At 66.4% G+C, this 25,646-nt stretch carries 25 protein-coding genes; 14 read left to right on the forward strand and 11 right to left on the reverse strand.

Annotated features, from left to right (window positions below; translation table 11 throughout):
- Window positions 1-35: 35 nt before the first annotated feature.
- The 3 genes from N5C18_RS10215 (at window position 36) to N5C18_RS10225 (ending at window position 4,318) form a co-directional block, all read left to right on the forward strand.
- Window positions 36-461: a DNA polymerase III subunit chi gene (locus N5C18_RS10215; protein WP_004154132.1), complete on the forward strand. Its 426-nt coding sequence runs from the start codon at window positions 36-38 to the stop codon at window positions 459-461.
- A gap of 72 nt (window positions 462-533) precedes the next feature.
- The gene (locus N5C18_RS10220) at window positions 534-3,362 is read left to right on the forward strand and encodes a valine--tRNA ligase (protein ID WP_279944459.1); all 2,829 of its coding nucleotides are present in this window, start codon (window positions 534-536) and stop codon (window positions 3,360-3,362) included.
- A 134-nt stretch (window positions 3,363-3,496) separates the two neighbouring features.
- Complete coding sequence (locus N5C18_RS10225) at window positions 3,497-4,318, forward strand: EamA family transporter (protein ID WP_279944460.1); 822 nt, start codon at window positions 3,497-3,499, stop codon at window positions 4,316-4,318.
- A 104-nt stretch (window positions 4,319-4,422) separates the two neighbouring features.
- Here the strand turns inward: N5C18_RS10225 and rimI are convergent, their stop codons facing one another.
- Genes rimI through pssA form a run of 3 tightly spaced genes read right to left on the reverse strand, consistent with a single transcriptional unit; the run spans window position 4,423 to window position 6,202 of the window.
- Window positions 4,423-4,920, reverse strand: coding sequence for a ribosomal protein S18-alanine N-acetyltransferase (gene rimI / locus N5C18_RS10230; protein WP_053448741.1), 498 nt, complete (start codon window positions 4,918-4,920; stop codon window positions 4,423-4,425).
- Complete coding sequence (locus N5C18_RS10235; RefSeq protein ID WP_279944461.1) at window positions 4,917-5,429, reverse strand: hypothetical protein; 513 nt, start codon at window positions 5,427-5,429, stop codon at window positions 4,917-4,919. Before N5C18_RS10235 ends, rimI begins: the two co-directional genes overlap by 4 nt.
- On the reverse strand, window positions 5,426-6,202 hold the full coding sequence (gene pssA, locus N5C18_RS10240; protein ID WP_005415206.1) for a CDP-diacylglycerol--serine O-phosphatidyltransferase: 777 nt from the start codon (window positions 6,200-6,202) through the stop codon (window positions 5,426-5,428). The genes N5C18_RS10235 and pssA overlap by 4 nt, the downstream gene beginning before the upstream one ends.
- A gap of 80 nt (window positions 6,203-6,282) precedes the next feature.
- Between pssA and N5C18_RS10245 the strand changes: the two genes are divergently transcribed.
- The 3 genes from N5C18_RS10245 (at window position 6,283) to N5C18_RS10255 (ending at window position 9,512) form a co-directional block, all read left to right on the forward strand.
- The gene (locus N5C18_RS10245; RefSeq protein ID WP_279944462.1) at window positions 6,283-6,657 is read left to right on the forward strand and encodes a DUF4124 domain-containing protein; all 375 of its coding nucleotides are present in this window, start codon (window positions 6,283-6,285) and stop codon (window positions 6,655-6,657) included.
- A 545-nt stretch (window positions 6,658-7,202) separates the two neighbouring features.
- The gene (locus N5C18_RS10250) at window positions 7,203-8,906 is read left to right on the forward strand and encodes a proline--tRNA ligase (protein ID WP_049458183.1); all 1,704 of its coding nucleotides are present in this window, start codon (window positions 7,203-7,205) and stop codon (window positions 8,904-8,906) included.
- A 222-nt stretch (window positions 8,907-9,128) separates the two neighbouring features.
- Window positions 9,129-9,512 (forward strand): H-NS histone family protein, encoded by a 384-nt coding sequence (locus tag N5C18_RS10255; protein WP_004154120.1) that lies wholly within the window; start codon window positions 9,129-9,131, stop codon window positions 9,510-9,512.
- Between the two features lie 110 nt (window positions 9,513-9,622).
- Here N5C18_RS10255 and N5C18_RS10260 read toward each other — a convergent pair whose 3' ends face one another.
- Window positions 9,623-10,882 carry a threonine/serine exporter family protein gene (locus N5C18_RS10260; protein ID WP_279944463.1) on the reverse strand — a complete coding sequence of 420 codons (1,260 nt, stop codon included), beginning with the start codon at window positions 10,880-10,882 and terminating at the stop codon, window positions 9,623-9,625.
- Window positions 10,883-10,974: 92 nt separating this feature from the next.
- On the opposite strand from N5C18_RS10260, the gene N5C18_RS10265 reads away from it, so the two are divergent.
- Genes N5C18_RS10265 through N5C18_RS10280 form a run of 4 tightly spaced genes read left to right on the forward strand, consistent with a single transcriptional unit; the run spans window position 10,975 to window position 14,493 of the window.
- Window positions 10,975-12,096, forward strand: coding sequence for an ABC transporter permease (locus N5C18_RS10265; protein WP_004154116.1), 1,122 nt, complete (start codon window positions 10,975-10,977; stop codon window positions 12,094-12,096).
- Window position 12,097: 1 nt separating this feature from the next.
- Window positions 12,098-12,925: an ABC transporter ATP-binding protein gene (locus N5C18_RS10270; protein ID WP_279944464.1), complete on the forward strand. Its 828-nt coding sequence runs from the start codon at window positions 12,098-12,100 to the stop codon at window positions 12,923-12,925.
- 3 nt (window positions 12,926-12,928) lie between these two features.
- Window positions 12,929-13,855: an MlaD family protein gene (locus tag N5C18_RS10275; protein ID WP_004154114.1), complete on the forward strand. Its 927-nt coding sequence runs from the start codon at window positions 12,929-12,931 to the stop codon at window positions 13,853-13,855.
- Window positions 13,852-14,493: an ABC-type transport auxiliary lipoprotein family protein gene (locus N5C18_RS10280; RefSeq protein WP_049459250.1), complete on the forward strand. Its 642-nt coding sequence runs from the start codon at window positions 13,852-13,854 to the stop codon at window positions 14,491-14,493. Before N5C18_RS10275 ends, N5C18_RS10280 begins: the two co-directional genes overlap by 4 nt.
- A 43-nt stretch (window positions 14,494-14,536) precedes the next feature.
- On the opposite strand, the gene N5C18_RS10285 is transcribed toward N5C18_RS10280, so the two are convergent.
- Window positions 14,537-15,124 (reverse strand): alpha-ketoglutarate-dependent dioxygenase AlkB, encoded by a 588-nt coding sequence (locus N5C18_RS10285; RefSeq protein WP_049459251.1) that lies wholly within the window; start codon window positions 15,122-15,124, stop codon window positions 14,537-14,539.
- A gap of 116 nt (window positions 15,125-15,240) precedes the next feature.
- On the opposite strand from N5C18_RS10285, the gene N5C18_RS10290 reads away from it, so the two are divergent.
- The gene (locus tag N5C18_RS10290; RefSeq protein WP_279944465.1) at window positions 15,241-17,301 is read left to right on the forward strand and encodes a glycoside hydrolase family 99-like domain-containing protein; all 2,061 of its coding nucleotides are present in this window, start codon (window positions 15,241-15,243) and stop codon (window positions 17,299-17,301) included.
- 10 nt (window positions 17,302-17,311) lie between these two features.
- On the opposite strand, the gene N5C18_RS10295 is transcribed toward N5C18_RS10290, so the two are convergent.
- The 6 genes from N5C18_RS10295 to rfbB all read right to left on the reverse strand — a co-directional run bounded on the left by N5C18_RS10295 (window position 17,312) and on the right by rfbB (window position 22,162).
- A complete protein-coding gene (locus N5C18_RS10295) occupies window positions 17,312-17,944 on the reverse strand; it encodes a CoA transferase subunit B (protein WP_049446193.1) in 633 nt (210 codons plus the stop codon).
- Window position 17,945: 1 nt separating this feature from the next.
- Window positions 17,946-18,668 (reverse strand): CoA transferase subunit A, encoded by a 723-nt coding sequence (locus tag N5C18_RS10300; RefSeq protein WP_279944466.1) that lies wholly within the window; start codon window positions 18,666-18,668, stop codon window positions 17,946-17,948.
- A gap of 86 nt (window positions 18,669-18,754) precedes the next feature.
- The gene (rfbD, locus tag N5C18_RS10305; protein ID WP_049459254.1) at window positions 18,755-19,654 is read right to left on the reverse strand and encodes a dTDP-4-dehydrorhamnose reductase; all 900 of its coding nucleotides are present in this window, start codon (window positions 19,652-19,654) and stop codon (window positions 18,755-18,757) included.
- Entirely contained in the window at window positions 19,651-20,208 is a 558-nt protein-coding gene (gene rfbC / locus N5C18_RS10310; protein WP_049446198.1) for a dTDP-4-dehydrorhamnose 3,5-epimerase, read from the reverse strand. The genes rfbD and rfbC overlap by 4 nt, the downstream gene beginning before the upstream one ends.
- On the reverse strand, window positions 20,205-21,092 hold the full coding sequence (gene rfbA, locus N5C18_RS10315; protein WP_279944467.1) for a glucose-1-phosphate thymidylyltransferase RfbA: 888 nt from the start codon (window positions 21,090-21,092) through the stop codon (window positions 20,205-20,207). Before rfbA ends, rfbC begins: the two co-directional genes overlap by 4 nt.
- A gap of 14 nt (window positions 21,093-21,106) precedes the next feature.
- The gene (rfbB, locus tag N5C18_RS10320; RefSeq protein WP_049459256.1) at window positions 21,107-22,162 is read right to left on the reverse strand and encodes a dTDP-glucose 4,6-dehydratase; all 1,056 of its coding nucleotides are present in this window, start codon (window positions 22,160-22,162) and stop codon (window positions 21,107-21,109) included.
- Between the two features lie 284 nt (window positions 22,163-22,446).
- Between rfbB and N5C18_RS10325 the strand changes: the two genes are divergently transcribed.
- The 3 genes from N5C18_RS10325 to N5C18_RS10335 all read left to right on the forward strand — a co-directional run bounded on the left by N5C18_RS10325 (window position 22,447) and on the right by N5C18_RS10335 (window position 25,632).
- Window positions 22,447-23,193: an electron transfer flavoprotein subunit beta/FixA family protein gene (locus N5C18_RS10325; RefSeq protein ID WP_008267872.1), complete on the forward strand. Its 747-nt coding sequence runs from the start codon at window positions 22,447-22,449 to the stop codon at window positions 23,191-23,193.
- The gene (locus N5C18_RS10330; protein ID WP_279944468.1) at window positions 23,193-24,134 is read left to right on the forward strand and encodes an electron transfer flavoprotein subunit alpha/FixB family protein; all 942 of its coding nucleotides are present in this window, start codon (window positions 23,193-23,195) and stop codon (window positions 24,132-24,134) included. The genes N5C18_RS10325 and N5C18_RS10330 overlap by 1 nt, the downstream gene beginning before the upstream one ends.
- Window positions 24,135-24,273: 139 nt before the next feature.
- Window positions 24,274-25,632: a phosphomannomutase/phosphoglucomutase gene (locus N5C18_RS10335; RefSeq protein WP_049446207.1), complete on the forward strand. Its 1,359-nt coding sequence runs from the start codon at window positions 24,274-24,276 to the stop codon at window positions 25,630-25,632.
- Window positions 25,633-25,646: the final 14 nt, after the last annotated feature.

Genomic DNA, 25,646 nt, shown 5'->3' on the forward strand with positions numbered 1-25,646 from the left:
GCAACGCCGGGCCCCTGCCTGACCCGGACCCTGCCATGCCCCGCGCCGACTTCTACCTGATCGCCAAGCCCCGCTTCCTGACCGAGCCGCTGCGCCTGGTCTGCGAGCTGGCGCGCAAGGCCAACGACGCCGGGTTGTTCACCCTGGTGCTGGCCCGTGACCAGGCCCAGGCCGAGGAACTGGACGAACTGCTGTGGGCGTTCGATGACGACGCCTACATCCCGCACCAGATCGCCGGCGAGGACATGGACGAGGAAGAAGCCCTGGTGCTGATCGCGGTGCCCGGCACCGAGGCCCCGGCCCGCCCGCTGGTGATCAACCTGCGCGACGATCCCTGGCTGGGCCAGTGCGAGCGCGTGCTGGAGGTGGTCCCGGCCGACCCGGAAGCGCGCGAACCGCTGCGCGAACGCTGGCGCCAGTACAAGGCCGCCGGTTACGACCTGAACAAGCACGACATGTAAGCACGCGCCGGCCCCCTTGATGGGCCGCCGCCGTGCCCTGATCCTTCAACGATTGCCTCCTGGTTCCCCCGCATGACCCAACTCGCCTCCAGCTACGACCCGAAGTCCTTCGAGACCGACCTCTACGAGGCCTGGGAGAAGGCCGGCCACTTCAAGCCGTCCGGCACGGGCGAGCCGTACACCATCCTGCTGCCGCCGCCGAACGTGACCGGCACCCTGCACATGGGCCATGCCTTCCAGCAGACCCTGATGGACGCGCTGGTGCGCTACCACCGCATGCGCGGCTACGACACGCTGTGGCAGGTCGGTACCGACCATGCCGGCATCGCCACCGAAATGGTGGTCAGCCGCAACCTGACGCTGGAAGGCAAGGGCGAGACCCGCGATTCGCTGGGCCGCGAAGGCTTCATCGGCAAGGTCTGGGAGTGGAAGCAGCAGTCCGGCGACACCATCGAGCGCCAGATGCGCCGCCTCGGCACCTCCGCCGACTGGTCGCGCAGCACCTTCACCATGGACCCGCAGCCGTCGGCCGCGGTCAACGAAGCCTTCGTGCGCTGGTACGAGCAGGGCCTGATCTACCGTGGCCAGCGCCTGGTCAACTGGGACCCGGTGCTGAAGACCGCGATTTCCGACCTGGAAGTGGAGAGCGCCGAGGAAGACGGCTTCCTGTGGTCGATCGCCTACACGCTGGATGAAGGCCTGAGCTACGAGCACGTCGAGCGCGATGCCGACGGCGTGGAAACCCTGCGCGAGACCCGCGACTACCTGGTGGTCGCCACCACCCGCCCGGAAACCCTGCTGGGTGATACCGCGGTGATGGTGCACCCGGAAGACGAGCGCTATGCGCACCTGATCGGCAAGAGCGTGGTGCTGCCGCTGACCGGCCGCCGCGTGCCGGTGATCGCCGACGACTACGTCGACCGTGCGTTCGGCACCGGCGTGGTCAAGGTCACCCCGGCGCACGACTTCAACGATTACGACGTCGGCGTGCGCCACAGCCTGCCGATGATCAACCTGTTCACCCCGGTGGCGGCGCTGAATGAGAATGCGCCGGAACGCTTCCAGGGCCTGGACCGCTACGAAGCGCGCAAGGCCGTGCTGGCCGAACTGGAAGACCTTGGCATCCTGGTCGAGACCAGGGCGCACAAGCTGCAGGTGCCGCGCGGCGACCGTACCGGCCAGGTGATCGAGCCGTACCTGACTGACCAGTGGTTCGTGAAGATGGACGACCTGGCCAAGCGTGGCCTGGAACTGGTCGAGGACGGCAGCATTTCCTTCGTGCCGCCGAACTGGATCAACACCTACCGCCACTGGATGAACAACATCCAGGACTGGTGCATCAGCCGCCAGCTGTGGTGGGGCCACCGCATTCCGGCCTGGTTCGATGCCGCCACCGGCAGCTGCTACGTCGGCCGCAGCGAAGAAGAAGTGCGCGCGAAGCACAACCTCGGCAGCGATGTGGTGCTGAACCAGGAAAGCGACGTGCTGGAGACCTGGTTCTCCTCGCAGCTGTGGCCGTTCTCCACCCTGGGCTGGCCGAACGAGCAGGCCATGGCCGAGCGTGGCTTCGACCGCTACCTGCCGTCGTCGGTGCTGATCACCGGTTTCGACATCATCTTCTTCTGGGTGGCGCGCATGATCATGGCCACCGACAACCTGGTCGGGAAGATCCCGTTCAAGGACGTCTACTTCACCGGCCTGATCCGCGACGGCCAGGGCCAGAAGATGTCCAAGAGCAAGGGCAACGTGCTCGATCCGCTGGACATCATCGACGGCATCACCATCGACGACCTGGTCGCCAAGCGTACCGGCGGCCTGATGCAGCCGAAGATGGTGGAGAAGATCGAGAAGGCCACCCGCAAGGAATTCCCGGACGGCATCGCCGCCCACGGTGCCGACGCGCTGCGCTTCACCATCGCCGCGCTGGCCACCCACGGCCGCGACATCAAGTTCGACATGAACCGCGCCGAGGGCTACAAGAACTTCTGCAACAAGCTGTGGAACGCCAGCCGCTTCGCCCTGATGAACACCGAGGGCGCGGCGTTCAGCGGTGTGCCCAGGCCGCGCACCGATGCCGAGCGCTGGATCCTGGCGCGCCTGGCCGCCACCACCGCCGAAGCGCAGGGCCATTTCGCCGCCTACCGCTTCGACCTGCTGGCACAGTGCCTGTACGAGTTCGCCTGGAACGCGTTCTGCGACTGGTTCCTGGAACTGAGCAAGCCGGCAATGAACGGTGGTGACGCCGCCGACGCCGAGAGCACCCGCCACACCCTGCTGTACGTGCTGGAAGCGCTGCTGCGCCTGCTGCACCCGCTGACCCCGTTCATCACCGAACAGCTGTGGCAGCAGCTGGCCCCGCGCCTGGGCCTGGCCGAGACCACGCTGTCGCTGCGCCCGTACCCGACCGCGGCCGAGTTCGAAGGCGATTTCGCCCAGGCCGAGGCCGACGTGGAATGGCTGAAGGCGGTGATCAGTGCGGTGCGTCGCGTGCGCAGTGAACTGAATGTCGCGCCGTCCAAGCTGGTGCCGCTGCGCCTGCAGGCCGGGCTGGAGCAGGACCGCGTGCGCATCGAACGCTTCAGTGCCTCGCTGTCGTTCCTGCTGAAGCTGGACAGCATCCAGTGGCTGGCCGAAGGCGAAGGCGCACCGGCTGCCGCCGCCGCGATCGTCGGCGAGCTGAAGCTGCTGGTGCCGCTGGAAGGCCTGGTTGATCTGGATGCCGAGCGCACGCGCCTGGACAAGGAGATCAAGCGCGTGGAAAGCGAGAAGGAAAAGAGCGAGGCCAAGCTGGCCAAGTTCACCGACAAGGTGCCGCCGGCCGTGGTCGAGCAGGAGCGCGTGCGCCTGGTCGACTGGAACACCCAGCTGGCCGGCCTGCAGGAACAGCGCGCGAAGCTGTAACCGCTGCGCTCTGGTGCGTGCCAACCAAGGTTGGCACCTACCACGGCGGGAAAGGTTGGCACCCACCGAAGTGGAATCGGAAACGCCGGGCGATGCCCGGCGTTTCCATTTGCCCCGCATGGCATCATCGGCGGATGCCGCTTTCCATCTTCCTGCTGGTCCTCGCTGCCGCAGCACTGCATGCCAGCTGGAATGCGATCGTCAAGCGCGGGCCGGACAAGTTCCTCGGCACCGTGCTGGTCACCGGCAGCGCCGCGCTGCTGTCGGCCACCGCGTTGCCGTTCCTGCCCTTCCCTGCCGCGCACAGCTGGCCGTGGCTGGGTGCCTCGGTGTTGCTGCAGGTGACTTACTACGGCCTGGTCGCACGCTGTTATCAGCAGGTCGACATGAGCCTGGCCTATCCGCTGATGCGTGGCAGTGCGCCGATCCTGGTCGCACTGGCCGGCACCCTGCTGGGTGAACGGCTGCCACCTGCGGGCTGGCTCGGCGTGGTGCTGGTCAGCACCGGCATCCTGTGCATGGCACTGGGTGCACGAGGCGGCCAGCTTCGGCTGCCACTGCTGACTGCCGCAATGATCGCCACTTACACGCTGGTCGATGCGCAGGGTGCGCGCCAATCCGGCAGCGCGCTCAGTTACACCCTGTGGTTGTTCCTGCTGTCGGGCATTCCATTGCCGCTGTGGGCGCTGTACACCCGGCGGGGTGCGGTGCTGGCCTATGCGCGCCAGCACTGGCCGCTGGGCATGGCCGGCGGCGTCGGCACCACCGCCTCGTATGCGATGGCGCTGTGGGCGATGACCCAGGCGCCGGTGGCGATGATTTCGGCGCTGCGCGAATCCTCGATCCTGTTCGCGCTGCTGATCTCGGTATTCGTACTGCGCGAACGCGTGCCGCGGGTGCGCTGGCTGGCCGCGTCGCTCATCGTGGGCGGCGTGCTTGCACTGCGGATGGCGTGAGGAAAGCGTGCCAACCAAGGTTGGCACCTACCACGGCAGGCGATGTGTCGATCACAGCGGAGACCCATCGGTAGTGCCGGCCGCTGGCCGGCAACCCTTCTCCGCTACAGCGGTGGCATCGCCTGCAGGTCGCCGTCGACCAGTTCGATCGCCATCACCAGCGCGTCTTCGCGGCCCTGCGCGGCGGGGTAGTAGCGCGGGCGACGGCCGATCTCGTTGAAGCCTTCGCTGTGGTACAGCGCCAGCGCGGGCGCATTGGACGGCCGCACTTCCAGGAACACGCGCTGCGCGCCGCGGTCTCCGGCCAGCTGCACCAGCGCACGCAGCAACTGGCGGCCGAGCCCCCGCGACTGCGTCGACGGATCGATGCAGACGTTCAGGACATGCGCCTCATCGGCGGCGATGCTGAGCACGCCGTAGCCGATCAGCAGGCCATCGCGCTCCATCGCCAGGCCCGGGTAACCCGCGCGCAGGCAGTCAACGAAGATGCCGCGGGTCCATGGAAACGGATAGCCGCGCACTTCAATCGCCATCACCGCATTGAGATCGCTCTCGCGCAACGCGCGCAGGCTGACCGGGCCGGGCTGGCTGACCGCACTCATGGCGCGCCCCGCTTGCGCAGCGCACGCAGCTGCGGCCACAGCGCGCGCTTGGCGGCCGGGTCGTGGCGCAGCTGGTCCAGGGGCCAACTGTCCATCAGCGCCTGCGTCGCCGGATCATTGGGATTGCAGCCGGACGCACGCAGCAGCGCGATCTGCAGGCGATCCGGCAGGCGCACCACGGGCTGCCGGGCATTGCCGGCCGGCAGCGGACGCGCCGATGCCGGCGCGGTATCGGGTGCGTTGACCGGGGTTTCGCGGCGGGGCGGCGCCGGGCGTTGCAGACCGGGCGACGGCAGAGCCTCGGCGCGGCGTTCGCCCGACGAAGATGCCGCGCTTGCCCGTGCCGGCTGCGTCGGCGGCACGGCGGCCGCCTCGGCTTCGGCCACGTTCAGCTGCAGCGCGGCATCCAGCTCGGCGGCCAGCTGGCCGTCGTGGTAGACGGTGTAGCCCATGGCCTGCAGCCAGGCCTGCTGGGCCGGAGACCACAGCACGGGCAGGTCCTGGCTCACGCCGCCTCGGGCTTCTTGCGCAGGCGCTGCACGGCCCACATCACCGGGCCGGACAAGGCGTACAGGATGCCTACCGCGAACAGCACGCGCGGCAGATCGATGACCGCGATCGCAATGGCCACCGGCACCAGCGCCAGCACCAGGAACGGGACGCGATCGGAGCGGGTGCCCTTGGCGGCACCGCCCTTGAAGCTCCAGAAACGGATGCGGCTGACCATCAGCAGCGCCGCGATGATCGTCACGGCCAGCGCCACATAGCGCAGCTGGTTGCCGTCCCAGCCCAGGTTGCCATCGGCGAAGGCCCAGACGAAGGACATCATCAGGCCGGCCGCAGCCGGGCTGGCCAGGCCGACGAACCAGCGCTTGTCGACCACCGCCACCTGGGTGTTGAAGCGGGCCAGGCGCAGCGCCGCGCAGGCGGCATACAGGAAGGCCACGGCCCAGCCGACGCGGCCGAGCAGCGGGTCATCGAACTTCAGCCACGACAGCGACCAGTGGTACATCACCAGCGCCGGGGCCATGCCGAAGCTGACCAGGTCGGCCAGTGAGTCGTACTGCACGCCGAACTCGCTGCTGGTGCCGGTCAGGCGCGCCACGCGCCCGTCCAGGCCATCCATCACCGCCGCCACGAACACGGCAATGCTGGCGTTGACGAAATCCCCGTTGGCCGCGGCGATGATCGCGTAGAAGCCAGCGAACAGCCCGGCGGTGGTGAACAGGTTGGGCAGCAGGTAAATCGTGCGCGAACGCGGCGGCGGTGTGATCGGGTCCATGGAATCCAGTTTAATCGACTTGCCAGTGCTCGGTGCCAATGCTGCAATCGGCGTTCTACGCCCATTCTGCGGAGTCTGCCATGCGTGCCCTGTCCTGCCTTGGATGCCTGCTGCTGTTGGCCAGTGCCCACGCCGTGGCCGGTCCGGTCTACAAGTGGAAGGACGCCAATGGCGTGACCCAGTACTCGGAGACCCCGCCCGCGGGCAAGAAATTCGAGACCCGCGAGCAGGCCCGCAGCCCACAGGCCACGGCCGGTACCGAGACCCCGGCCGCGCCGGTGCCGGAGCAGTGCAGCACCGCCCGCGCCAACCTGGCCCTGCTGGAGGGGTCCGGCCAGGTGATGCAGGACACCAATGGCGACGGCAAGCCCGATACCGCGCTGACCCCGGAGCAGCGCACGGCGCAGAAGGGGCTGGCCGACGCGGCCATCAAGGCCTACTGCCCAACACAGTGAGGGTATCGGCAGGGCTGCGCCCTGCACCTGCCGAAGCAAGGTCAACGTCAAATGCGGCATTCCGTGGGATGGCGGGGCACTGTGGGTTTGCGGGGACGCCGTAAACCCGTCCATGGGGGCTTGGTCGCCGCATCCATGCGGCTCACACCCCGCAAACCCACAGTGCCCCGCCTTCGACAGTTGGCCGGTCGCCAGTAGATCCACGCCATGCGTGGATGAATCTCCATGGAAATCGAATATTTCGAGAATTGATCGAACAGCAGCCGAGCATGGCTCGGCTCTACAAAAGGGGGGCAGATCGCGGGAAACTGTCGAAGGCGGGGTGGGTCCGGTTGCGGGAGTGTCCGCGGCATGGATGCCGCGACCAAGCCCCCATGGACGGGTTTACGGCGTCCCCTGCCACCGGACCCACCCCGCCATCCCACAGGAAGCCCGCTGTTGCTGTTGACGTTGTTTCAGGCGGGTGCAGGGCGCAGCCCTGCCAGTACCCCCCACCCCGGCCGGGCTGGCAGAATAGGCGTCTCTGCCGTTATCCGAAGCCGACGATGCGCCTCTCCCAGTTCCACCTGCACACCACCAAGGAAACCCCCAGCGACGCCGAGCTGACCAGCCACCGGCTGATGCTGCGTGCGGGCATGATCCGCAAGCTGGCATCGGGCCTGTACACCTGGTCGCCGCTGGGCCTGCGCGTGCTGCGCAAGGTTGAACGCATCGTCCGCGAGGAAATGGACCGCGCCGGCGCCGTGGAATTCCAGATCCCGACCATCCAGCCGAAGGAACTGTGGGAGCAGACCGGGCGCTGGCAGAAGTTCGGCCCGCAGCTGCTGAAGATCAAGGATCGCAAGGACCAGGTGTTCTGCTACAGCCCGACCGCCGAAGAAGCCGCCTGCGACTTCGCGCGCAGCGAGCTGTCCAGCTACAAGCAGCTGCCGGTCAACTTCTACCAGGTGCAGACCAAGTTCCGCGACGAGATCCGTCCGCGCTTCGGCGTGATGCGTTCGCGCGAGTTCCTGATGAAGGATGCCTATTCGTTCCACCTGCATGACGAATGCCTGGTGCGCGAGTACGAGAACATGAAGTCGGCCTACAGCCGCATCTTCACCCGCCTCGGCCTGGATTTCCGCATGGTGCAGGCCGACTCCGGCGCCATCGGCGGTGATGCCTCGCAGGAATTCCACGTGATCGCCGATTCCGGCGAGGACGCGCTGGTGTTCTCCACCGGTTCGGACTACGCAGCAAACATGGAAGCGGCGATCGCTGCCGATCCGGCGCCGCGTGCGGCCGCCGGCGAAGCCCTGCGCAAGGTCGATACGCCCACCCAGAAGACCTGCGAGGACGTTGCAGCCCTGCTTGGCATCGACCTGCAGCGCACCGTGAAGTCGGTGGCGCTGATCGCCGGCGAAGGCGAAGCGCAGCAGTTCGTGCTGGCGCTGGTGCGCGGCGATCATGAGGTCAACGAGATCAAGCTGGCCAAGGTTGCCGGCCTGGCTGAGCAGCGTTTCGCCAGCGAGGCGGAAATCGCCGAGCACCTCGGCAGCGTGCCGGGCTTCCTTGGCCCGGTCGCGCCGGCCAAGGCCATCCGCGTGGTCGCCGATCGCGAAGTTGCGGCAATGTCCGACTTCGTCGTCGGTGCCAACGAAGCCGGCTTCCACCTGGCCGGCGTCAACTGGGGCCGTGACCTGGCGGAGCCGGAAGTGGCCGACATCCGCAACGTGCGTGCCGGTGACCGTGCGCTGGACGGCGGCGAACTGAAGATCGCCCGCGGCATCGAAGTCGGCCACGTGTTCCAGCTCGGCCGCACGTATGCCAAGGCGCTGGACGCCACCGTGCTTGACGAGAACGGCAAGGCGGCGGTGATGGCGATGGGCTGCTATGGCATCGGCATCTCGCGCGTGGTCGCTGCCGCGATCGAACAGAACCATGACGAGGCCGGCATCATCTGGCCGGATGCGATGGCGCCGTGGCAGGTGGTGGTGTGCGTGATCAACCCGAAGGGCGACGCCGCCGTCGCCGACGCCGCTGCCAGCCTGCTGCAGGAGCTGCGCGATGCAGGCCTGGATGCGGCGCTCGACGACCGCGGCCTGCGACCGGGCGCGATGTTCGCCGACATGGAACTGATTGGTATCCCGCACCGCGTGGTGGTGAGCGAACGCGGCCTGGCCGCTGGTACCTACGAGTACCGCTCGCGTCGCGCCAGCGAAGCGGAAAGCCTCGACAAGGCCACCCTGCTGCAGCGCCTGCAGGGTTGATCAGGAGAAGACCGGGGCATGCCCCGGTCTTTTCTTGCCGCCCGAACCACCGCCTGATACTGCAACATACATAATCCGGTCAAAATCGACGCCATGCAGCCTGCATGCCGCCAAGCCCTGACCCGCCTGCATTTGTGCTTGGATTAATTCATCTTTATTCTGTCCCGCGACGCCATGGACTGGCTCGTCCCGTCCACACATTAGTTTCCGGAGTAACCGTAAATGAGCATTGACCTGACCGGCCTGTCGGCACGAGAGCTGGGCGCCCTGATCCGCACCGCGAAGAAGCAGCAGACCATCGTCGCCAAGCGCCGGCCGATCACCAAGGTCCGGGCCCAGCTGAGCAAGCTGGCCAAGACCGAGGGTTACACCATCGAGGAACTGTTCGGCGGCGCCCCCGCTCCGCGCGCCCGCAAGGTCGCCACGGCGACCAAGGCGCCGTCCAAGACGGCTGGCCGCAAGCTGGGCAAGGTTGCCCCGAAGTACCGCAACCCGGCCAACCCGAAGGAAACCTGGACCGGCCGTGGCAAGCAGCCGCGCTGGATGGCCGAGCTGACCGCCAAGGGCAGCAAGAAGCCGGAAGATTTCCTGATCAAGAAGGCCTGAGGCCAGATCGGGAAGCAATGAAAAACGCCGGCGAACGCCGGCGTTTTTCATTTCCCGGGGAGGCGTGCGGAGCAACGGCCCACATCCACAGCAAGCAGCCTAGAGAGCGATTACAGGGTTTTGCGCGCGGGCATCAGCAGGTTGCCGAACAGCAGGCCGGCGACCAGCGCCATCACCACGTTGAGCACGGTGAGGAACACGCTCTGGCCGGCACCCACGTCCTGCTGCTGGACCAGGGTCAGCACGCCACGCAGGCTGGTGCTGCCGGGCACCATCATGATGATGCCCGGCAGGCGGATGATCGCGCCGGGGCGACCGACCAGGCGGCCGAACAGATTGCCGCCCGCGGTCAACAGCATCGCCGACAGGAAGATGCCCGCCGGTGCCCCCCAGGCATGGCCACCGAACTTGGAAATCGCATAACCGGCCACCGACGCCGCGATCACCCACGGGTAATCGCGGCGGTTGGCCTTGAACAGCATCGCGAACGCGAACGCGGCGGTCAGCAGCGAGCCCCACTCCACCCACGGCCCCTGGGGCCGCGCCGCGCGGATCACCGGGTCCAGCCCAAGCACATCGGCCAGGGTCACCGCGATCATCGCGCCGACGCTGAGCTTCATGATGGTGGTCAGTGCACCGGCGAAACGCGCGGTGCCCGATACCCAGTGCTGGCTGGCCAGTTCATTGACTGCATTGGTCAGCGACATGCCCGGCAGCAGCACCACCAGCGAGGCGATGATCACCGTGTTGAGGTTGAGCGCGCCGACGAACGACGCGACCAGGGTGGCGACCAGGCCCGCCAGCAGTGCGGCCAGTGCTTCGGCCGCCTCGCGGGTGGCCGGGCGACGGTCGGTGACCATGCCGAGCAGGCCGATCATCAGGCCGATGACACCGGCGGTGGCGATGTCCAGCCACGGCAGCTTCCACATGCCGGCCACGCCGGCCGCGCCGAGGCTGAACGACAGGATGGTGCGCAGCTTGCCGCGACGGCCCGGATCCTTGTCCAGCTGGCGCAGTGCAGTGTGGCCCTGGGCGATGCTCATCCGCCCGTTGGACACTTCCTCGGCGATATGGTCGGCGACGCTGAGCTTGTGAAGGTCGTTCTCGCCGGGCGCCAGCCGGATCACACGGGTGATGTCACTGGAGCCGATCGCCTGCGCCGGGTCGCTGAAGCTGAGGATGATGCCGGTGGGATTCGACCACGGTTCACAATCCAGATCGAGCTGGCGGGCCAGTGCCACGACTGCCGTTTCCAGGCGCTGGGCCGTGGTGCCGTAGCTGTGCAGGCGTCCGGCGATCTCGGAAACGAAGGCCACGCGCTGCGCGTAGGTGGCCTGGGGCGTGGGGATCGTGTGAGCGTCTGCGGACATGCGACGTAGTATTACCTAGGCCGGGCCTTACCGGAGAAATTCATCCGAGTTCGACGCGATGCCCAATACAGACCGGTTATGCTGCGACCCGAATGGCCCAAGTGACCCCGAACCTCGCCCCCCAGCTCGAACAGGACGCCCATGACCCGGGCCTGATCCGCCTGTCCGGCACCTGGACCCTGAAAACCGCGCTGGCCGCGGCCGAAGTCCTGCGTGGCGTTCCCGAAAAGCTGACCGGCATCGATGCCACCGGCATCGAGCAGATGGATTCGGCCGGCGTGCTGCAGGTACTGCGCGTGGCCCACCGCGCCGACCTCGGCGAAGACGCGCTGCAGTTCCGTCAGGACCATCAGGCGCTGGTCTGCACCATCGAAGAGGTCGCCGACGACCGGCCCAAGCCCAAGCGCGACTTCGGCGTGCTGGCGGCACTGGAGCGACTGGGTGTCAGCGTCCATGCCACCGGCCACAACATCAAGGCGCTGTGCAGTTTCCTCGGCGAGAACCTGGTCAAGGCCGCCCGCCTGGTCAAGGAACCCCGACGCTTCCGCCTGACCGCCACCGTGCACCAGATGGAACAGGTGGGGCTGGATGCGGTACCGCTGGTGGCGCTGCTGTCCTATCTGGTCGGCGCGGTGATCGCCTTCCTCGGCTCGACCATCCTTCGCGATTTCGGCGCCGAGATCTACGTCGTCGAGCTGGTCAACATCGCCTTCCTGCGCGAGTTCGCCGTGCTGCTGACCGCCATCGTGCTGGCCGGCCGCACCGCCAGTGCCTTCACCGCGCAGATTGGCGCGATGAAGGCCCGCGAGGAGATCGATGCGATGCGCACGCTGGGGCTGGACCCGGTCGACCTGCTGGTGCTGCCCCGCTTGCTGGCGCTGCTGGTGACCCTGCCGCTGCTGACCTTCATTGCCATGGTTGCCGGCCTCGCCGGCGGCATCACCGTCGGCGCATTCGACCTGGACATCCCGCCACAGATGTACATCGCGCGCATGCACGAGACGATGGAAGTGCGGCACATGCTGGTCGGCCTGTCGAAGGCGCCGGTGTTCGCGCTGGTGATCGGCCTGATCGGCTGCCTGGAAGGACTGAAGGTGGAAGGCACCGCGCAGTCGGTCGGCGAACGCACCACCTCCAGCGTGGTGCAGACGATCTCGCTGGTGATCATCATCGACGCCTTCGCGGCGTTGTGGTTCATGCACATGGACTGGTGACATGAGCACATCCGCCCGCCCCGAAATCCTCGACATGCGTGACGACCAGGGCCATGAACTGGCGATCCGCGTGCGCGGCCTGGTCAACCGCTTCGGCAGCCAGACCGTGCATGAGGACCTGGACCTGGACGTGCGCCGCGGCGAGATCCTGGGCGTGGTCGGCGGCTCCGGTACCGGCAAGTCGGTGCTGATGCGCTCGATCCTCGGCCTGCGCACGCCCGACGAAGGCCAGATCGAAGTGCTGGGCCGCGACGCACGTGCCGACGATCCCGAAAGCCGCCTGCACATCGAGCGCAACACCGGCGTGCTGTTCCAGGACGGCGCCCTGTTCTCCTCGCTGACCGTGGGCGAGAACGTGCAGGTACCGCTGAAGGAGCACCATCGTGAGCTGCCCGAGCGCTGGCACTACGAACTGGCACTGCTGAAGGTGAAGCTGGCCGGCCTGCCCGCCGACGCGATCAACAAGCTGCCTTCGCAGCTGTCCGGCGGCATGCGCAAGCGCGCCGGCCTGGCCCGCGCGCTGGCGCTGGATCCACCGCTGCTGTTCCTGGACGAACCCACCGCCGGCCTCGACCCGATCGGCGCGGCCGCGTTCGACCGCCTGATCAGGACCCTGCAGGAAGCGCTGGGGCTGACCGTGTTCCTGATCACCCACGACCTGGACACGCTGTACGCCATCTGCGACCGCGTTGCCGTGCTGGCCGACCGCAAGGTGGTGGCCAATGCACCGTTGCCGGAAATCGAGAAACTGGATCATCCGTGGATCCAGGAATACTTCCACGGACCGCGTGCGCGTGCCGCGCGCGGCGAACAGATCGAGAGTGCCTGAGCCATGGAAACCAAAGCCAACTACGTGCTGATCGGCGCGTTCACCCTGATCACCGGCCTGGCCCTGCTGGCCTTCGGCCTGTGGGCCGCCAAGTACTCCTCCGACCGTACCTGGCAGGAATACCGCGTGGTGTTCCGCGAGGCGGTGACCGGCCTGTCGGTGGGCAGCCCGGTGCAGTACAACGGCATCGCGGTCGGTTCGATCACCGAACTGAACCTGGTGCCGGACGATCCGCGCCAGGTGGTCGCACGCATCCGCCTGAACTCGACCACGCCGGTCAAGACCGATACCCGCGCCAAGCTGGCGATCACCAGCCTCACCGGCCCGTCGATCATCCAGCTCAGCGGCGGTACGCCGCAGTCGCCGGCGTTGACCACGGTCAACAAGGACCCGGCACCGATCATCCCGACCACGCCTTCGGCGCTGCAGAACATCACCGACGTGGCCAACCGCATCGTCGAACGCATGGACCAGATCCTCAGCGACCGCAACGTCGCTTCGATCAACGCGACGCTGGCCAATCTTGAAACGATCAGTGGTGGCCTGGCCGACCGTGACCAGGGCACCCAGGCACTGCTGCTCAGCGCGCGCGATGCCGCACGCAGCCTGGACACCACGCTGAAGACCACCAACGGCACCATCGAGCGCCTGGACAAGAACCTGGTGCAGCAGCTGCCGGGCATCATCGACAAGCTCGACGCCACGCTGGGCAAGCTCGATTCGGCCGCCGGCAATGCCGATTCGATCCTGGGCGAGAACCGTGCGGCGATCAACAGCTTCGCCAACGACGGCCTCGGCCAGCTCGGCCCGACGCTGACCGAGCTGCGTGGCCTGATCCGCGACCTGCGCCGGGTCAGCGACCGCCTCGAGAACAACCCCGCGCGCTACCTGCTGGGCCGCGACGCACCGAAGGAGTTCGAACCCAAATGAGCACGACCACCCTTCCGCGCCTGCTGCTGGCCGCCTCGTTGGTCACCCTGCTGGGCGGCTGCTCCATCCTTGGCAGCAGCGAGAAAACCGCAGTGACCCTGTACTCGCCTGCCGTGCAGGTGAAGGCGGATCCGGCATGGCCGCAGGCCAGCTGGCAGCTGGTACTGGCCAAGCCCAGCGCCGCGCGCATGGTCGACAGCCCGCGCATCAACGTGCGCCCGACGCCGTCGCAGATGGAGATCTACAAGGGCGCCAGCTGGGCACAGCCGGCCACCGACATGATCGAGGACACCCTGCTGCGTGGTTTCGAGGACTCCGGCCGCATCCGCGGCGTGGCGCGCAGCAGCGCGGGCATCCGGGCCGACTACAAGCTGTCCACCGACGTGCGCCGCTTCGAATCGGATTACCAGGGCCAGGCCACGCCGACCGTGATCATCGAGGTCAACGCCAAGCTGATCCACGTCGCTGACCAGCGCGTGGTCGCCGACCGCACCTTCCGCCAGGCGCAGCCGGTCGGCAGCACCGACGTTCCGGCGGTCACTGCCGCGTTCGAACGCGGCCTGCAGCAGCTGGCCCAGGACGTGGTCGGCTGGACGCTGGTGAGCGGACAGGCCGACCAGCCGGGCGGCTTGCGCTGACCCCAAGCCCCGGTAGCGCCGGGCCATGCCCGGCGGCCGCCCATCAGCGCGGCGCAATCCAGCGGAACGTCAGGTTGATGCGCTCTGTCTGCACCCGTGCCATCTTCGGTAGTGCGTGCTGGTAGAACCGCTGGGTCTGTCCGGCCATCAGCAACAGATCGCCATGGCCAAGCAGGAACTCGGCCTTGCGCGTCGTGTCATCTCGCCGCCGCAGCAGGAAACGCCGGGCGGCCCCCAGGCTCAGCGACGCGATCACCGGCGCCGGGCCCAGTTCGGGCTCATCATCGCTGTGCCAGCCCATATGGTCAGTGCCGCCGCGATAGCGGTTCAGCAACACGCTGTTGAAGCGACCGACGCCCGCGGCCTGCAGGCGCTCACGCAGGGCCTGCAACACAGGTGGCCAGGGGTGCGGCACGAACTCGGCACCGGAGTAACGGTAGCGGGCCTGTGGGTCGCCGATCCAGCAGCTCAGCCGCGGTGAATCCACCCAGTTGCCGAACATGCGGATGCGATGGACGTCCCATGGCACATCAGCCTCCAGCGTAGATATGAGCCGGTCCGCGTCGGCCGCAGCCAGCCAGCCCGGCAGGTGCTGGACATCGGCGTCAGGAAGGTCGAGAGGAAGCAGCATGGTGGCACAGTAGCACCGGACCGATTTGCCGTTGAAGCAACGTTTACCGGAAAATGGACTCAGCCCCACCGCTGGTCCCCCATGATGCGCAGCTCCCTTCCTGCCAGGTTCCACCCATGAGTCACGCTGCGTCCGGCATCCGCCAGCTCAGCTTCTCGGTGCTGCGCGCGCTGTTCCGCGCTCTTCCGATGCCCGCATCGCTGCGTGATCGCCTTCGCAACAGGGGCTTGGACCGCATCGGCAGCTGGAGCCCTCCTCCGCCGCGCGGCCGTGTCGGCGCAGCAGCCGATGGGGCGCGTGCACTGCTGCGTGCCGATGAGCGGGCAATCGGCTACGCCGCCGCAGAAGACGCGCCATTGCCGGCCACACTGCCGGCCACGCTGGTGGCCTTCTACCTGCCGCAGTTCCATCCGTTCGAAGAGAACGATGCCTGGTGGGGCAAGGGCTTCACCGAATGGCGCAACGTCAGCCGTGCCCTGCCGCAGTTCGAGGGACATGTGCAGCCGCGCCTGCCCGGCGACCTGGGCTTTTATGACCTTCGTGTTGGCGAGACACTGCGCGCGCAGGCGCGGCTGGCAACCGACCATGGCATCGGCGCGTTCTGCTTCTATTTCTACTGGTTCAGTGGCCACACGCTGATGGAGCAGCCCCTGCGCCAATGGCTGGCCGACAGCACGATTGAACTGCCGTTCTGCCTGTGCTGGGCCAACGAGAACTGGACCCGGCGCTGGGATGGGCGCAACCAGGACGTACTGATCGGCCAACAGCACAGTGCCGAGGATGACCTGGCGTTCATCGCCCACGTTGCCGATTACCTGCGCGACCCGCGTGCGTTGAAGGTCGAGGGACGACCGGTGCTGTTGCTGTACCGGCCGCAGTTGCTGCCCGATCCCAAGGCTACGGCGGCGCGCTGGCGTGGCTGGTGCCGTGACAATGACATCGGCGAGATCCACCTGGCCTACGTGCAGAGTTTCGAGCGACCGGATCCGCGCGAAATCGGCTTCGATGCCGCTGTGGAGTTCCCGCCGAACATCGCCGCGCCACGGCAGCTGAACACCAGCCAGTTCCTGCTCAACCCCGACTACGAAGGCGACGTGCGCGACTGGCGCGAGCTGGCTGCGCAGATGCGCACGGCACCGCTGCCGGACTATCCGCTCTATCCAGGCGTCAACCCGGGCTGGGACAACGAGGCCCGCCGACCCGGCCGCGGCCGTGTTCTACTGCATGCGTCTCCGCGTGGCTACAGCGACTGGTTGCACGACACGGTGCACCAGCGCCTGCGTGATGTAGCGCCCGCTCGGCGCCTGGTGTTCATCAATGCCTGGAACGAATGGGCGGAAAGCGCCGTTCTTGAACCGGATGCCCGTCTCGGGCATGCCTGGCTGCATGCCACCCGGCGCGCGCTGTTCCCCCCGCAGGCCGCTCCGTCGCGTCCCTGCATCGTCATCCACGCGTGGTATCTGGATGCGCTGCCGGAGCTGTTGCAGGCGGTGAAGGACAGTGGGCTGCAGGCACGCCTGGTCATCACCACCACAGGGGAGCGTCAGGCACAGGTGCAGTCGATCGTCGATGCGCAGGGCCTGGCCGCTGAAATCTGGGTCTACGACAACCACGGCCGTGACGTCCTGCCGTTCCTGCACGCAGCCGACCGGCTGTTGCGGCAGGATGAATCACTGGTGCTGAAGCTGCATACCAAGCGCTCCAGCCATCGTGACAATGGCGACCAGTGGCGGCGCGAGATGGTCGACGCGCTGCTGGGCCCTGCCCAGGCTGCTGCGAACCTGGCCCATCTGCAGGCCGATCCCCGCATCGGCCTGATGGCTCCGGCAGGCCACCTGCTGAAGGTGGCCGACTACATCGGCGGCAATGCACTGCGCATGGAGCGGCTCTGGGCATTGCTGGGCCTGGACAGTGCACCCGGCGATGGACAGTTCGCGTCCGGCAGCATGTTCTGGGTACGCCTGCCGGCGCTGCGCCCCCTGCTCGATGCCCATCTGCTGCCGAGCATGTTCGACGCCGAAGCCGGGCAGATCGATGGCACGCTGGCGCATGCCATCGAACGTGCGACCGGAGCCGTGGTGTCCGCTGCCGGGTTCACTGTAGCCGACACCTCCGAGGTGGAAGGCGCTCCCCCGCGCGCTTCCTCCTCGGAATATGCTTACGCCCGAGGACGCTGAGGCCCAGGCGTCAGCTGCGCGCAAACGCCACGCCGGTCTTCTCCTTCAGCTCCTCGTCGCCCACACCTGGCGCCGCTTCCACCAGCACCAGACCGGCATCGGTGACGTCGAACACGGCCAGGTCGGTGATGATGCGATCGACCACACCGACGCCGGTCAACGGCAGCGTGCATTCGGACAGGATCTTGTGCTCGCCGTTCCTGGCGGTGTGCTCCATCAGCACCACCACGCGCTGCACGCCGGCCACCAGATCCATCGCACCGCCCATGCCCTTGACCATCTTGCCGGGCACCATCCAGTTGGCCAGATCGCCCTTGGCCGTCACCTGCATGGCACCGAGGATGGCCAGGTTGACGTGGCCACCACGGATCATCGCGAAGCTGTCATGGCTGCCGAAATAGCTGGCACCAGCCCGCGCGGTCACGGTCTGCTTGCCGGCATTGATCAGGTCGGCGTCGACTTCAGCGTCGGTGGGGAACGGGCCAATGCCAAGCAGGCCGTTTTCCGACTGCAGCCACACGTCCACGCCTTCGGGGATGTGATTGGCCACCAGCGTCGGCAGGCCGATGCCAAGGTTCACGTAGGCGCCATCGGTCAACTCCTGGGCAGCGCGGGCCGCCATCTCGTCACGGGTCCACGCCATGTCAGTTGCCCTCCGCGCGGATGGTGCGCTGTTCGATGCGTTTTTCAGGATGTGCGTTGTGCACGATGCGGTGCACGTAGATGCCCGGCAGGTGCACCTGGTCCGGATCGATGCTGCCAACTGGCACGACCTCTTCGACTTCCACGATGCAGACCTTGCCGGCCATCGCGCAGGCCGGGTTGAAGTTGCGCGCGGTCTTGCGGAACACCAGGTTGCCAGCTTCGTCGGCCTTCCAGGCCGTGACCAGCGCGACGTCGGCGCGCAGCGCGGTCTCCATCACGTAGTGCTTGCCGTCGAACTCGCGGGTTTCCTTGCCTTCGGCCACCACCGTGCCATAGCCGGTGGCAGTGAAGAATGCCGGGATGCCCGCACCGCCAGCACGCAGGCGCTCGGCCAGGGTGCCCTGCGGGTTGAACTCCAGCTCCAGCTCGCCGGCCAGGAACTGCCGCTCGAATTCCTTGTTTTCGCCCACGTAGGACGAAATCATCTTCTTGATCTGCCGTGTTTCCAGCAGCTGGCCGAGGCCGAAACCATCGACGCCGGCATTGTTGGAAATCACGGTCAGGCCCTTGGCACCGCTGTCGCGCAGGGCGGCGATCAGTGCCTCTGGAATACCGCACAGGCCAAATCCGCCCACGGCCAGGGTCTGGCCATCGGCGACCACCCCCTGCAGGGCGTCCGCCGCGCTGGCGAAGCGCTTGCTGCCGGAATTTGCATGTCCCATCTCTACAGCCCTGCAGGAAAGAATCAGCGCATTCTAGCCGGACCTTATCGGGATGCTGGGGTGCACCGCAGCAATTGCGCGGACACTCAGCTGTGCGCGATCTCCGCCATCACGCGCTTCAGCCCGGCCTGCCACGCCGGCAACGCGATGCTGAAATCCCGTTGCAGCTTGCCATTGTCCAGTACCGACCAGGCGGGACGTGGGGTCGAAGCCGGGTACTCGGAACTGGGAATCGCCTCCACCACGGGTACCCTGTCCAGCAGCCCCATGGCGGCAGCTTCTGCAAAGATCGCCTCGGCAAATCCGTGCCAGCTTGTCTGCCCGGTGGCGGTCAGGTGCCAGGTACCTGACAACTGGCCCGGGTGCTGCAATGCCAGCGCAGTGACATCGGCGATCAATGCTGCAGGGGTCGGCGTGCCGACCTGATCGGCCACCACCCGTAGCGTGTCGCGCTCGGTGCCGACCCGCAGCATGGTGCGCAGGAAGTTCGCGCCGTGCGAGGCATACACCCACGCCGTGCGGAAGATCAGGTGGCGTCCGCCCGCTGCACGCACGGCGAGTTCGCCATCACGCTTGCTGGCGCCGTACACGCCCAGCGGTGCGGTGGGTTCGTCCTCGCGGTATGGCTGCGTGCCGTGTCCATCGAATACATAGTCCGTGGAGTAGTGCACGAACGGCACGCCCTGCAGCGCGCACCAACGCGCGATTACGCCCGGTGCCAGCGCATTGGCCGAAAAAGCCGCGTCTGCGTCCTGTTCGGCGCGGTCCACTGCCGTATAGGCGGCCGCATTGACCACGATTGACGGCTGCAGCCGGTCAAGCAGTGCCGGGAGGCTGTCAGGGTGGCCAAAATCGGCAGTTTCGCAGGCACTACCATCAGGCAGGATACCGCTACGGGTGGTCGCGACGACCTTGCCCAATGGCGCCAGTGCGCGCAGCAGTTCCTGCCCCACCTGACCATTCCCGCCCAACACCAAAAGTTTCATGGCCTGTAGACCGGCAGACGATCCCCAGCAATGTCCTTCAGGAACGGCGCACTCTCATCCTTGGCCGAAAGCATCGGCGCACCTATCGGCCAGTCCACGGCGATGTCTGCATCATTCCAGCGGATGCCAGCATCGGCCTCCTTTACGTAGACATCGGTGCAGAGATAGTTGAACAACGCCGTTTCAGACAGCACAGCGAAGCCGTGCGCGAACCCTTCCGGAATCCAGAACTGTCGCTTGTTTTCGGCGCTCAGGACCACCGCCTCCCAGCGCCCGAAGGTCGGCGAGCCGCGGCGGATGTCCACTGCGACGTCATAGACCTCACCCTGCAGCACCGAAATCAGCTTGCCCTGTGGGCGCGGCCATTGATAGTGAAGGCCACGCAGCACGCCTCTGCTTGACGACGAAACATTGCTTTGTACGAAGCCGCGTTCCAGGCCCGCCTCCGCAAACCGGTCGGCATTCCACGTTTCAAAGAAAAATCCACGGGCATCGCCGAACACGTTCGGCTCGATCACTTTGCAGCCAGCCAGACTCGTCTCGATGACTCTCACGGCACGACACCACGCTGCAACAGCTTGATCAGGTACTGGCCATAGCCGTTCTTGCTCAACGGTGCAGCGAGTTCTTCCAGCTTGGCCGCATCAATCCAGCCCTGCCCGTAGGCGATCTCTTCAGGGCAACACACCTGCAGGCCCTGCCGGGTCTGGATGGTCTCGATGAAGTTCGAGGCTTCCAGCAACGACTGATGGGTACCCGTATCCAGCCAGGCGTAGCCGCGGCCCAATGCTTCAAGGTGCAGATTGCCTTCGGCCAGGTAGCGGTTGTTGAGATCAGTGATTTCCAGCTCGCCACGCGGCGAAGGCTTCAACTCGGCTGCATACTCGCTGGCGTTTCCATCATAGAAGTACAGACCGGTCACAGCATAGTTCGAACGCGGACTCTCCGGCTTCTCGACCAGATCGATCACTCTGCCGTCCTTGTCGAACTCGGCCACGCCATAGCGCTCCGGATCATTCACCCAGTAACCGAACACCGTGGCACCTGCGTCGCGCTGGTCGGCGCGCTTGAGCACCTCGCGCAGGCCGGTCCCGTGGAAGATGTTGTCTCCCAGCACCAGGCAGCTCGGTTTGCCAGCCACGAAGTCGCGGCCGATCAGATAGGCCTGCGCCAGGCCATCGGGGCTGGGCTGCACCGCGTACTGGATGTCCATGCCCCACTGCGAGCCGTCGCCCAGCAACTGCTGGAACAGCGCCTGCTCGTGCGGGGTGTTGATGATCAGTACCTCACGGATGCCCGCGAGCATCAGCACGCTGAGCGGGTAGTAGATCATCGGCTTGTCGTACACCGGCAGCAGCTGCTTGCTGACACCCTTGGTGATCGGATACAGCCGGGTGCCGGAGCCACCGGCGAGAATGATGCCCTTGCGTTGGGTCATGAGATCTCCAGGGTTCAAGCGGCGGTGCCGATGCGCTGCAGGCGGTAGCTGCCATCCAGCACGCCGTTGACCCACTCCTGGTTGCCCAGGTACCAGTCAACGGTAAAGGCGATGCCCTGCTCGAAGGTGTAGGCCGGTTCCCAGCCGAGGTCGTTCTTCAGCTTGGAGGCGTCGATCGCATAGCGGCGGTCGTGCCCCGGACGGTCGGCCACGTAAGTAATCTGGCTGCTGCGCGGCTGGCCATCCTCTCGCGGGCGGCGTGCATCAAGCAGCGCGCAGATCGCCTGCACGACCTCGATGTTCTGCTTCTCCGAATTGCCACCAACATTGTAGGTCTCACCCACTTGGCCCTTGGCCAGCACGGTGCGGATGGCTTCGCAGTGGTCGGACACGAACAGCCAGTCGCGCACCTGCTTGCCATCGCCATACACCGGCAGCGGCTCACCGGCCAGCGCCTTGGCGATCACCAGCGGAATCAGCTTCTCCGGGAAGTGATACGGGCCGTAGTTGTTGGAGCAGTTGGTGGTCAGCACCGGAAGTCCATACGTATGGTGGAAGGCGCGGACCAGATGGTCAGACGCAGCCTTCGACGCCGAGTACGGCGAGTTCGGGGCATACGGCGTGGTCTCGCTGAACTTGCCGGTTTCTCCCAGGGTGCCGTAGACCTCGTCGGTGGACACGTGCAGGAAGCGGAAGGCCGCACGCTGCTCGGCCGGCAAGGCCTTCCAGTAGTCGCGCACCGCTTCCAGCAGGCCCAGGGTGCCGACCACGTTGGTCTGGATGAAGGCGCCCGGACCATCGATCGAACGGTCCACATGGCTTTCTGCAGCGAAATTCAGCACCGCCTCCGGCCGATGCTCGGCCAGCAGGCCGGCGACCAGAGCCTGGTCACCGATATCGCCCTGCACGAACACGTGGTCGGGATTGCCATCCAGGCCACCCAGGGTCTTCAGATTGCCTGCGTACGTCAGTGCGTCGAGATTGATGACCTTGATGCCACGGGCGACCGCTTCGAGAACAAAGTTACCGCCAATGAATCCGGCACCGCCGGTGACAAGCCATGTGGGCACTACATGTTCTCCTGTTGATGATCCATGTGGGCCGCACCCGGCAACCCGACTCAGCGCGACAGGATACATCGGAGGCACCTTCACGACTGCCTTCACACCGTGAACAAGACGCATGGCCTCGCGGATTTTGCGGCATCGCAACAAAACCATACGCATTCGCATGGCGCCACGCCACCCGCTAGAATCGGGATCCCACCCCCGAACCGGTTGCTGTTGCAGGACCGGATGTTCCCCCAGCAAATGTGAGCCGGCCAGCGGCCGGCACTACAAGGACCCCGTACCAGATGAAAATCCTCGTCGCGTACAAGCGCGTGGTGGACTACAACGTCCGCATTCAGGTCAAGCCGGACGGTTCCGGCGTGGTCACCGACGGCGTCAAGCTGTCCCCCAATCCCTTCGATGAAATTGCCCTGGAAGAAGCCCTGCGCCTGCGCGACAAGGGCATCGCCAGCGAAGTCGTGGTTGCGACCATCGCACCGGCCGACGCCCAGGCGCACCTGCGCAACGGCCTGGCCATGGGCGCGAACCGTGCCATTCACGTCGTCACCGATCAGGCCATTCAGCCGCTGACCGCCGCCCGCACCCTGCTCAAGCTGATCGAGAAGGAACAGCCGGACCTGGTGATCCTGGGCAAGCAGGCGATCGACGATGACGCCAACCAGACCGGCCAGATGCTGGCCACGCTCTGGGGCCGTCCGCAGGCGACCTTCGCCAGCAAGCTTGAGATCGCTGACGGCAAGGCCACGGTCACCCGCGAGGTCGATGCCGGCCTGGAAACGCTCGAAGTGGACCTGCCGGCGGTGGTCACCACCGACCTGCGCCTGAACGAGCCGCGCTTCATCAAGCTGCCAGACATCATGAAGGCCAAGGCCAAGCCGCTGGAGACCCTGCAGCTGGCCGACCTCGGCGTTGAAGCCGCCGACACCTTCAAGACCACCCACTACGCTGCGCCGTCAAAGCGCAGCAAGGGTGTGATGGTCAAGGACGCAGCCGAACTGGTTGCCGCACTCAAGCAGAAGGGGCTGCTGTAATGAGCAAGATTCTCGTCATCGCCGAGCACCACGACGGCAAGCTCAATGCCGCCACCGCCAAGACCGTCAGCGCCGCCGCCGCCATCAGCGGCGCCAGCATCGACGTGCTGGTGCTGGCCGCCGACCCGGCCGCTGTCGCCGCTAACGCCGCAAAGATCGCCGGCGTCGCCAAGGTCCTGACCGTGGCCAACGCCGCCAATGCACAGGCCATCGCCCAGGTGCTGGCGCCGCAGATCGCACAGCTGGCCAAGGGCTACACCCACGTGTTCGGCCCGTCGACCACCTTCGGCAAGGACCTGATGCCGTGCGTGGCGGCCCTGCTCGGCGTCAACCAGGTCTCCGACCTGATGAGCGTCGAAGGCAGCCACACCTTCAAGCGCCCGATCTACGCCGGCAACGCGATCATCACCGTCGAAGCCCCGGCCGACCAGGTCGTGGTTGCCACCGTGCGTGCCGCGTCCTGGCCGGAAGCCGCCCAGGGTGGCAGTGCCGCCGTCGAAGCGGCCAGCGTCGACGCCCCGCTGCCGACCCACACCCGCTTCGTCGGCCTGGCCGCCGGTGCCAGCGACCGCCCGGACCTGCAGAGCGCCAAGCGCGTGGTCTCCGGTGGCCGTGGCGTCGGCTCGGAGGAGAACTTCAAGGTCATCTTCCAGCTGGCCGACAGGCTCGGCGCTGCCGTCGGCGCTTCGCGCGCCGCGGTCGATGCCGGCTATGTGCCCAGCGACCTGCAGGTCGGCCAGACCGGCAAGATCATCGCGCCGGAGCTGTACGTGGCCGTCGGCATCAGCGGCGCGATCCAGCACCTGACCGGCATCAAGGACGCCGGCACCATCGTGGCGATCAACAAGGACGGCGACGCGCCGATCTTCGAGATCGCAGATATCGGCCTGGTCGGTGACCTGTTCACGATCCTGCCGGAGCTGGAAGCGGCGCTCGGCTGATCCCAGCAAAGGAATCGCATAATCAATGAGTTATGCGATTCCTGGTTTTTTCCCGACCGGCAAGGATGCTGGACAGGATTACCCGCCTTGGCGGAGCCTGTCGCTATAATCGGCGGTCACCCCAGTTAGGACCGCATTGATGACGCTCCCGTGTTTCAAGGCCTATGACATCCGTGGTCGGGTTCCGGATGAACTCGACGCCAACCTGGCCAAGCGCATCGGCGCAGGCACGGCGGCATTGCTGGGGCCGGGACCGGTCATCGTCGGCCATGACATCCGCCTGAGCAGCCCGGAGCTGCTGCAGGCCGCGATCGAAGGGCTCACCGCAAGTGGCCGCGATGTCATCGACATCGGCCTGTGCGGCACCGAGGAAGTGTACTTCCAGACGTTCCACCGCCAGGCTGCCGGCGGCATCATGGTTACTGCCAGCCACAATCCGATGGATTACAACGGCATGAAGCTGGTGCGCGAACAGTCCAAGCCGATCAGCGGCGATACCGGCCTGTTCGACATCCGCGACTTCGCGGCCTCCGACGCGCCGTTGGGCAACGGTCACGGCACGGTCAGCCAGGATGCCGACAAATCGGCCTACATCCAGCACCTGCTCGGCTACATCGATGTCGCCAGCCTGAAGCCGCTGAAGATCGTCACCAACGCTGGCAACGGTGGTGCCGGCCTGGTGATCGACGCACTGGCCCCGCACCTGCCCTTCGAATTCATCCGCATCCAGCATGAGGCCGACGGCAGCTTCCCCAACGGCATTCCCAACCCGCTGCTGCCGGAAAACCGCGCGGCCACCCGCGACGCGGTACGCGAACACGGTGCCGACTTCGGCATCGCCTGGGATGGCGACTTCGACCGCTGCTTCTTCTTCGACGCCGATGGCAACTTCATCGAGGGCTACTACCTGGTCGGCCTGCTGGCCACCGCGCTGCTCGCGCGCCAGCCGGGCGGCAAGATCATCCATGACCCGCGCCTGACCTGGAACACCATCGAGCAGGTGCAGCAGGCTGGTGGCGTGCCGATCATGAGCAAGACCGGCCATGCCTTCATCAAGGAACGCATGCGCGCCGAAGATGCGATCTACGGCGGCGAGATGAGTGCGCACCACTATTTCCGCGATTTCGCCTACTGCGACTCCGGCATGATTCCCTGGTTGCTGATCGCCGCACTGGTCTCGCAGACCGGTACCCCGCTGGGCGAACTGGTCGCGGACCGGGTGAAGGCTTTCCCCTGCAGTGGCGAGATCAACTTCCGCGTGGAAGACGCCAAGGCGACGGTGGCCCACGTCCTTGCCCACTACCAGGCCGACGCACCGTTGCTGGATCATACCGACGGCGTCAGCGCCGAGTTCGCCGACTGGCGCTTCAACCTGCGCAGCTCGAACACCGAACCACTGCTGCGCCTGAACATCGAAACCCGAGGCGACGCCGTGCTGCTGGCGCGACGCACCCAGGAACTTACCGCCCTGATCGGCGGCAGCCCGGCTCATCATTAAGTTAAGTAAGGAAG

It is taken from the genome of Stenotrophomonas sp. GD03930, assembly GCF_029839665.1.
Classification (GTDB): domain Bacteria; phylum Pseudomonadota; class Gammaproteobacteria; order Xanthomonadales; family Xanthomonadaceae; genus Stenotrophomonas; species Stenotrophomonas forensis.

Excerpts from the sequence above, each read along its gene's own strand:
- N5C18_RS10215 (WP_004154132.1), top strand. The coding sequence starts at position 36 with ATGCCCCGCGCCGACTTCTACCTGATCGCCAAGCCCCGCTTCCTGACC.
- N5C18_RS10220 (WP_279944459.1), top strand. The coding sequence starts at position 534 with ATGACCCAACTCGCCTCCAGCTACGACCCGAAGTCCTTCGAGACCGAC.
- N5C18_RS10225 (WP_279944460.1), top strand. The coding sequence starts at position 3,497 with ATGCCGCTTTCCATCTTCCTGCTGGTCCTCGCTGCCGCAGCACTGCAT.
- rimI (WP_053448741.1), bottom strand. The coding sequence starts at position 4,920 with ATGAGTGCGGTCAGCCAGCCCGGCCCGGTCAGCCTGCGCGCGTTGCGC.
- pssA (WP_005415206.1), bottom strand. The coding sequence starts at position 6,202 with ATGGACCCGATCACACCGCCGCCGCGTTCGCGCACGATTTACCTGCTG.
- N5C18_RS10245 (WP_279944462.1), top strand. The coding sequence starts at position 6,283 with ATGCGTGCCCTGTCCTGCCTTGGATGCCTGCTGCTGTTGGCCAGTGCC.
- N5C18_RS10250 (WP_049458183.1), top strand. The coding sequence starts at position 7,203 with ATGCGCCTCTCCCAGTTCCACCTGCACACCACCAAGGAAACCCCCAGC.
- N5C18_RS10255 (WP_004154120.1), top strand. The coding sequence starts at position 9,129 with ATGAGCATTGACCTGACCGGCCTGTCGGCACGAGAGCTGGGCGCCCTG.
- N5C18_RS10260 (WP_279944463.1), bottom strand. The coding sequence starts at position 10,882 with ATGTCCGCAGACGCTCACACGATCCCCACGCCCCAGGCCACCTACGCG.
- N5C18_RS10265 (WP_004154116.1), top strand. The coding sequence starts at position 10,975 with ATGGCCCAAGTGACCCCGAACCTCGCCCCCCAGCTCGAACAGGACGCC.
- N5C18_RS10270 (WP_279944464.1), top strand. The coding sequence starts at position 12,098 with ATGAGCACATCCGCCCGCCCCGAAATCCTCGACATGCGTGACGACCAG.
- N5C18_RS10275 (WP_004154114.1), top strand. The coding sequence starts at position 12,929 with ATGGAAACCAAAGCCAACTACGTGCTGATCGGCGCGTTCACCCTGATC.
- N5C18_RS10280 (WP_049459250.1), top strand. The coding sequence starts at position 13,852 with ATGAGCACGACCACCCTTCCGCGCCTGCTGCTGGCCGCCTCGTTGGTC.
- N5C18_RS10285 (WP_049459251.1), bottom strand. The coding sequence starts at position 15,124 with ATGCTGCTTCCTCTCGACCTTCCTGACGCCGATGTCCAGCACCTGCCG.
- N5C18_RS10290 (WP_279944465.1), top strand. The coding sequence starts at position 15,241 with ATGAGTCACGCTGCGTCCGGCATCCGCCAGCTCAGCTTCTCGGTGCTG.
- N5C18_RS10295 (WP_049446193.1), bottom strand. The coding sequence starts at position 17,944 with ATGGCGTGGACCCGTGACGAGATGGCGGCCCGCGCTGCCCAGGAGTTG.
- N5C18_RS10300 (WP_279944466.1), bottom strand. The coding sequence starts at position 18,668 with ATGGGACATGCAAATTCCGGCAGCAAGCGCTTCGCCAGCGCGGCGGAC.
- rfbD (WP_049459254.1), bottom strand. The coding sequence starts at position 19,654 with ATGAAACTTTTGGTGTTGGGCGGGAATGGTCAGGTGGGGCAGGAACTG.
- rfbA (WP_279944467.1), bottom strand. The coding sequence starts at position 21,092 with ATGACCCAACGCAAGGGCATCATTCTCGCCGGTGGCTCCGGCACCCGG.
- N5C18_RS10325 (WP_008267872.1), top strand. The coding sequence starts at position 22,447 with ATGAAAATCCTCGTCGCGTACAAGCGCGTGGTGGACTACAACGTCCGC.
- N5C18_RS10330 (WP_279944468.1), top strand. The coding sequence starts at position 23,193 with ATGAGCAAGATTCTCGTCATCGCCGAGCACCACGACGGCAAGCTCAAT.
- N5C18_RS10335 (WP_049446207.1), top strand. The coding sequence starts at position 24,274 with ATGACGCTCCCGTGTTTCAAGGCCTATGACATCCGTGGTCGGGTTCCG.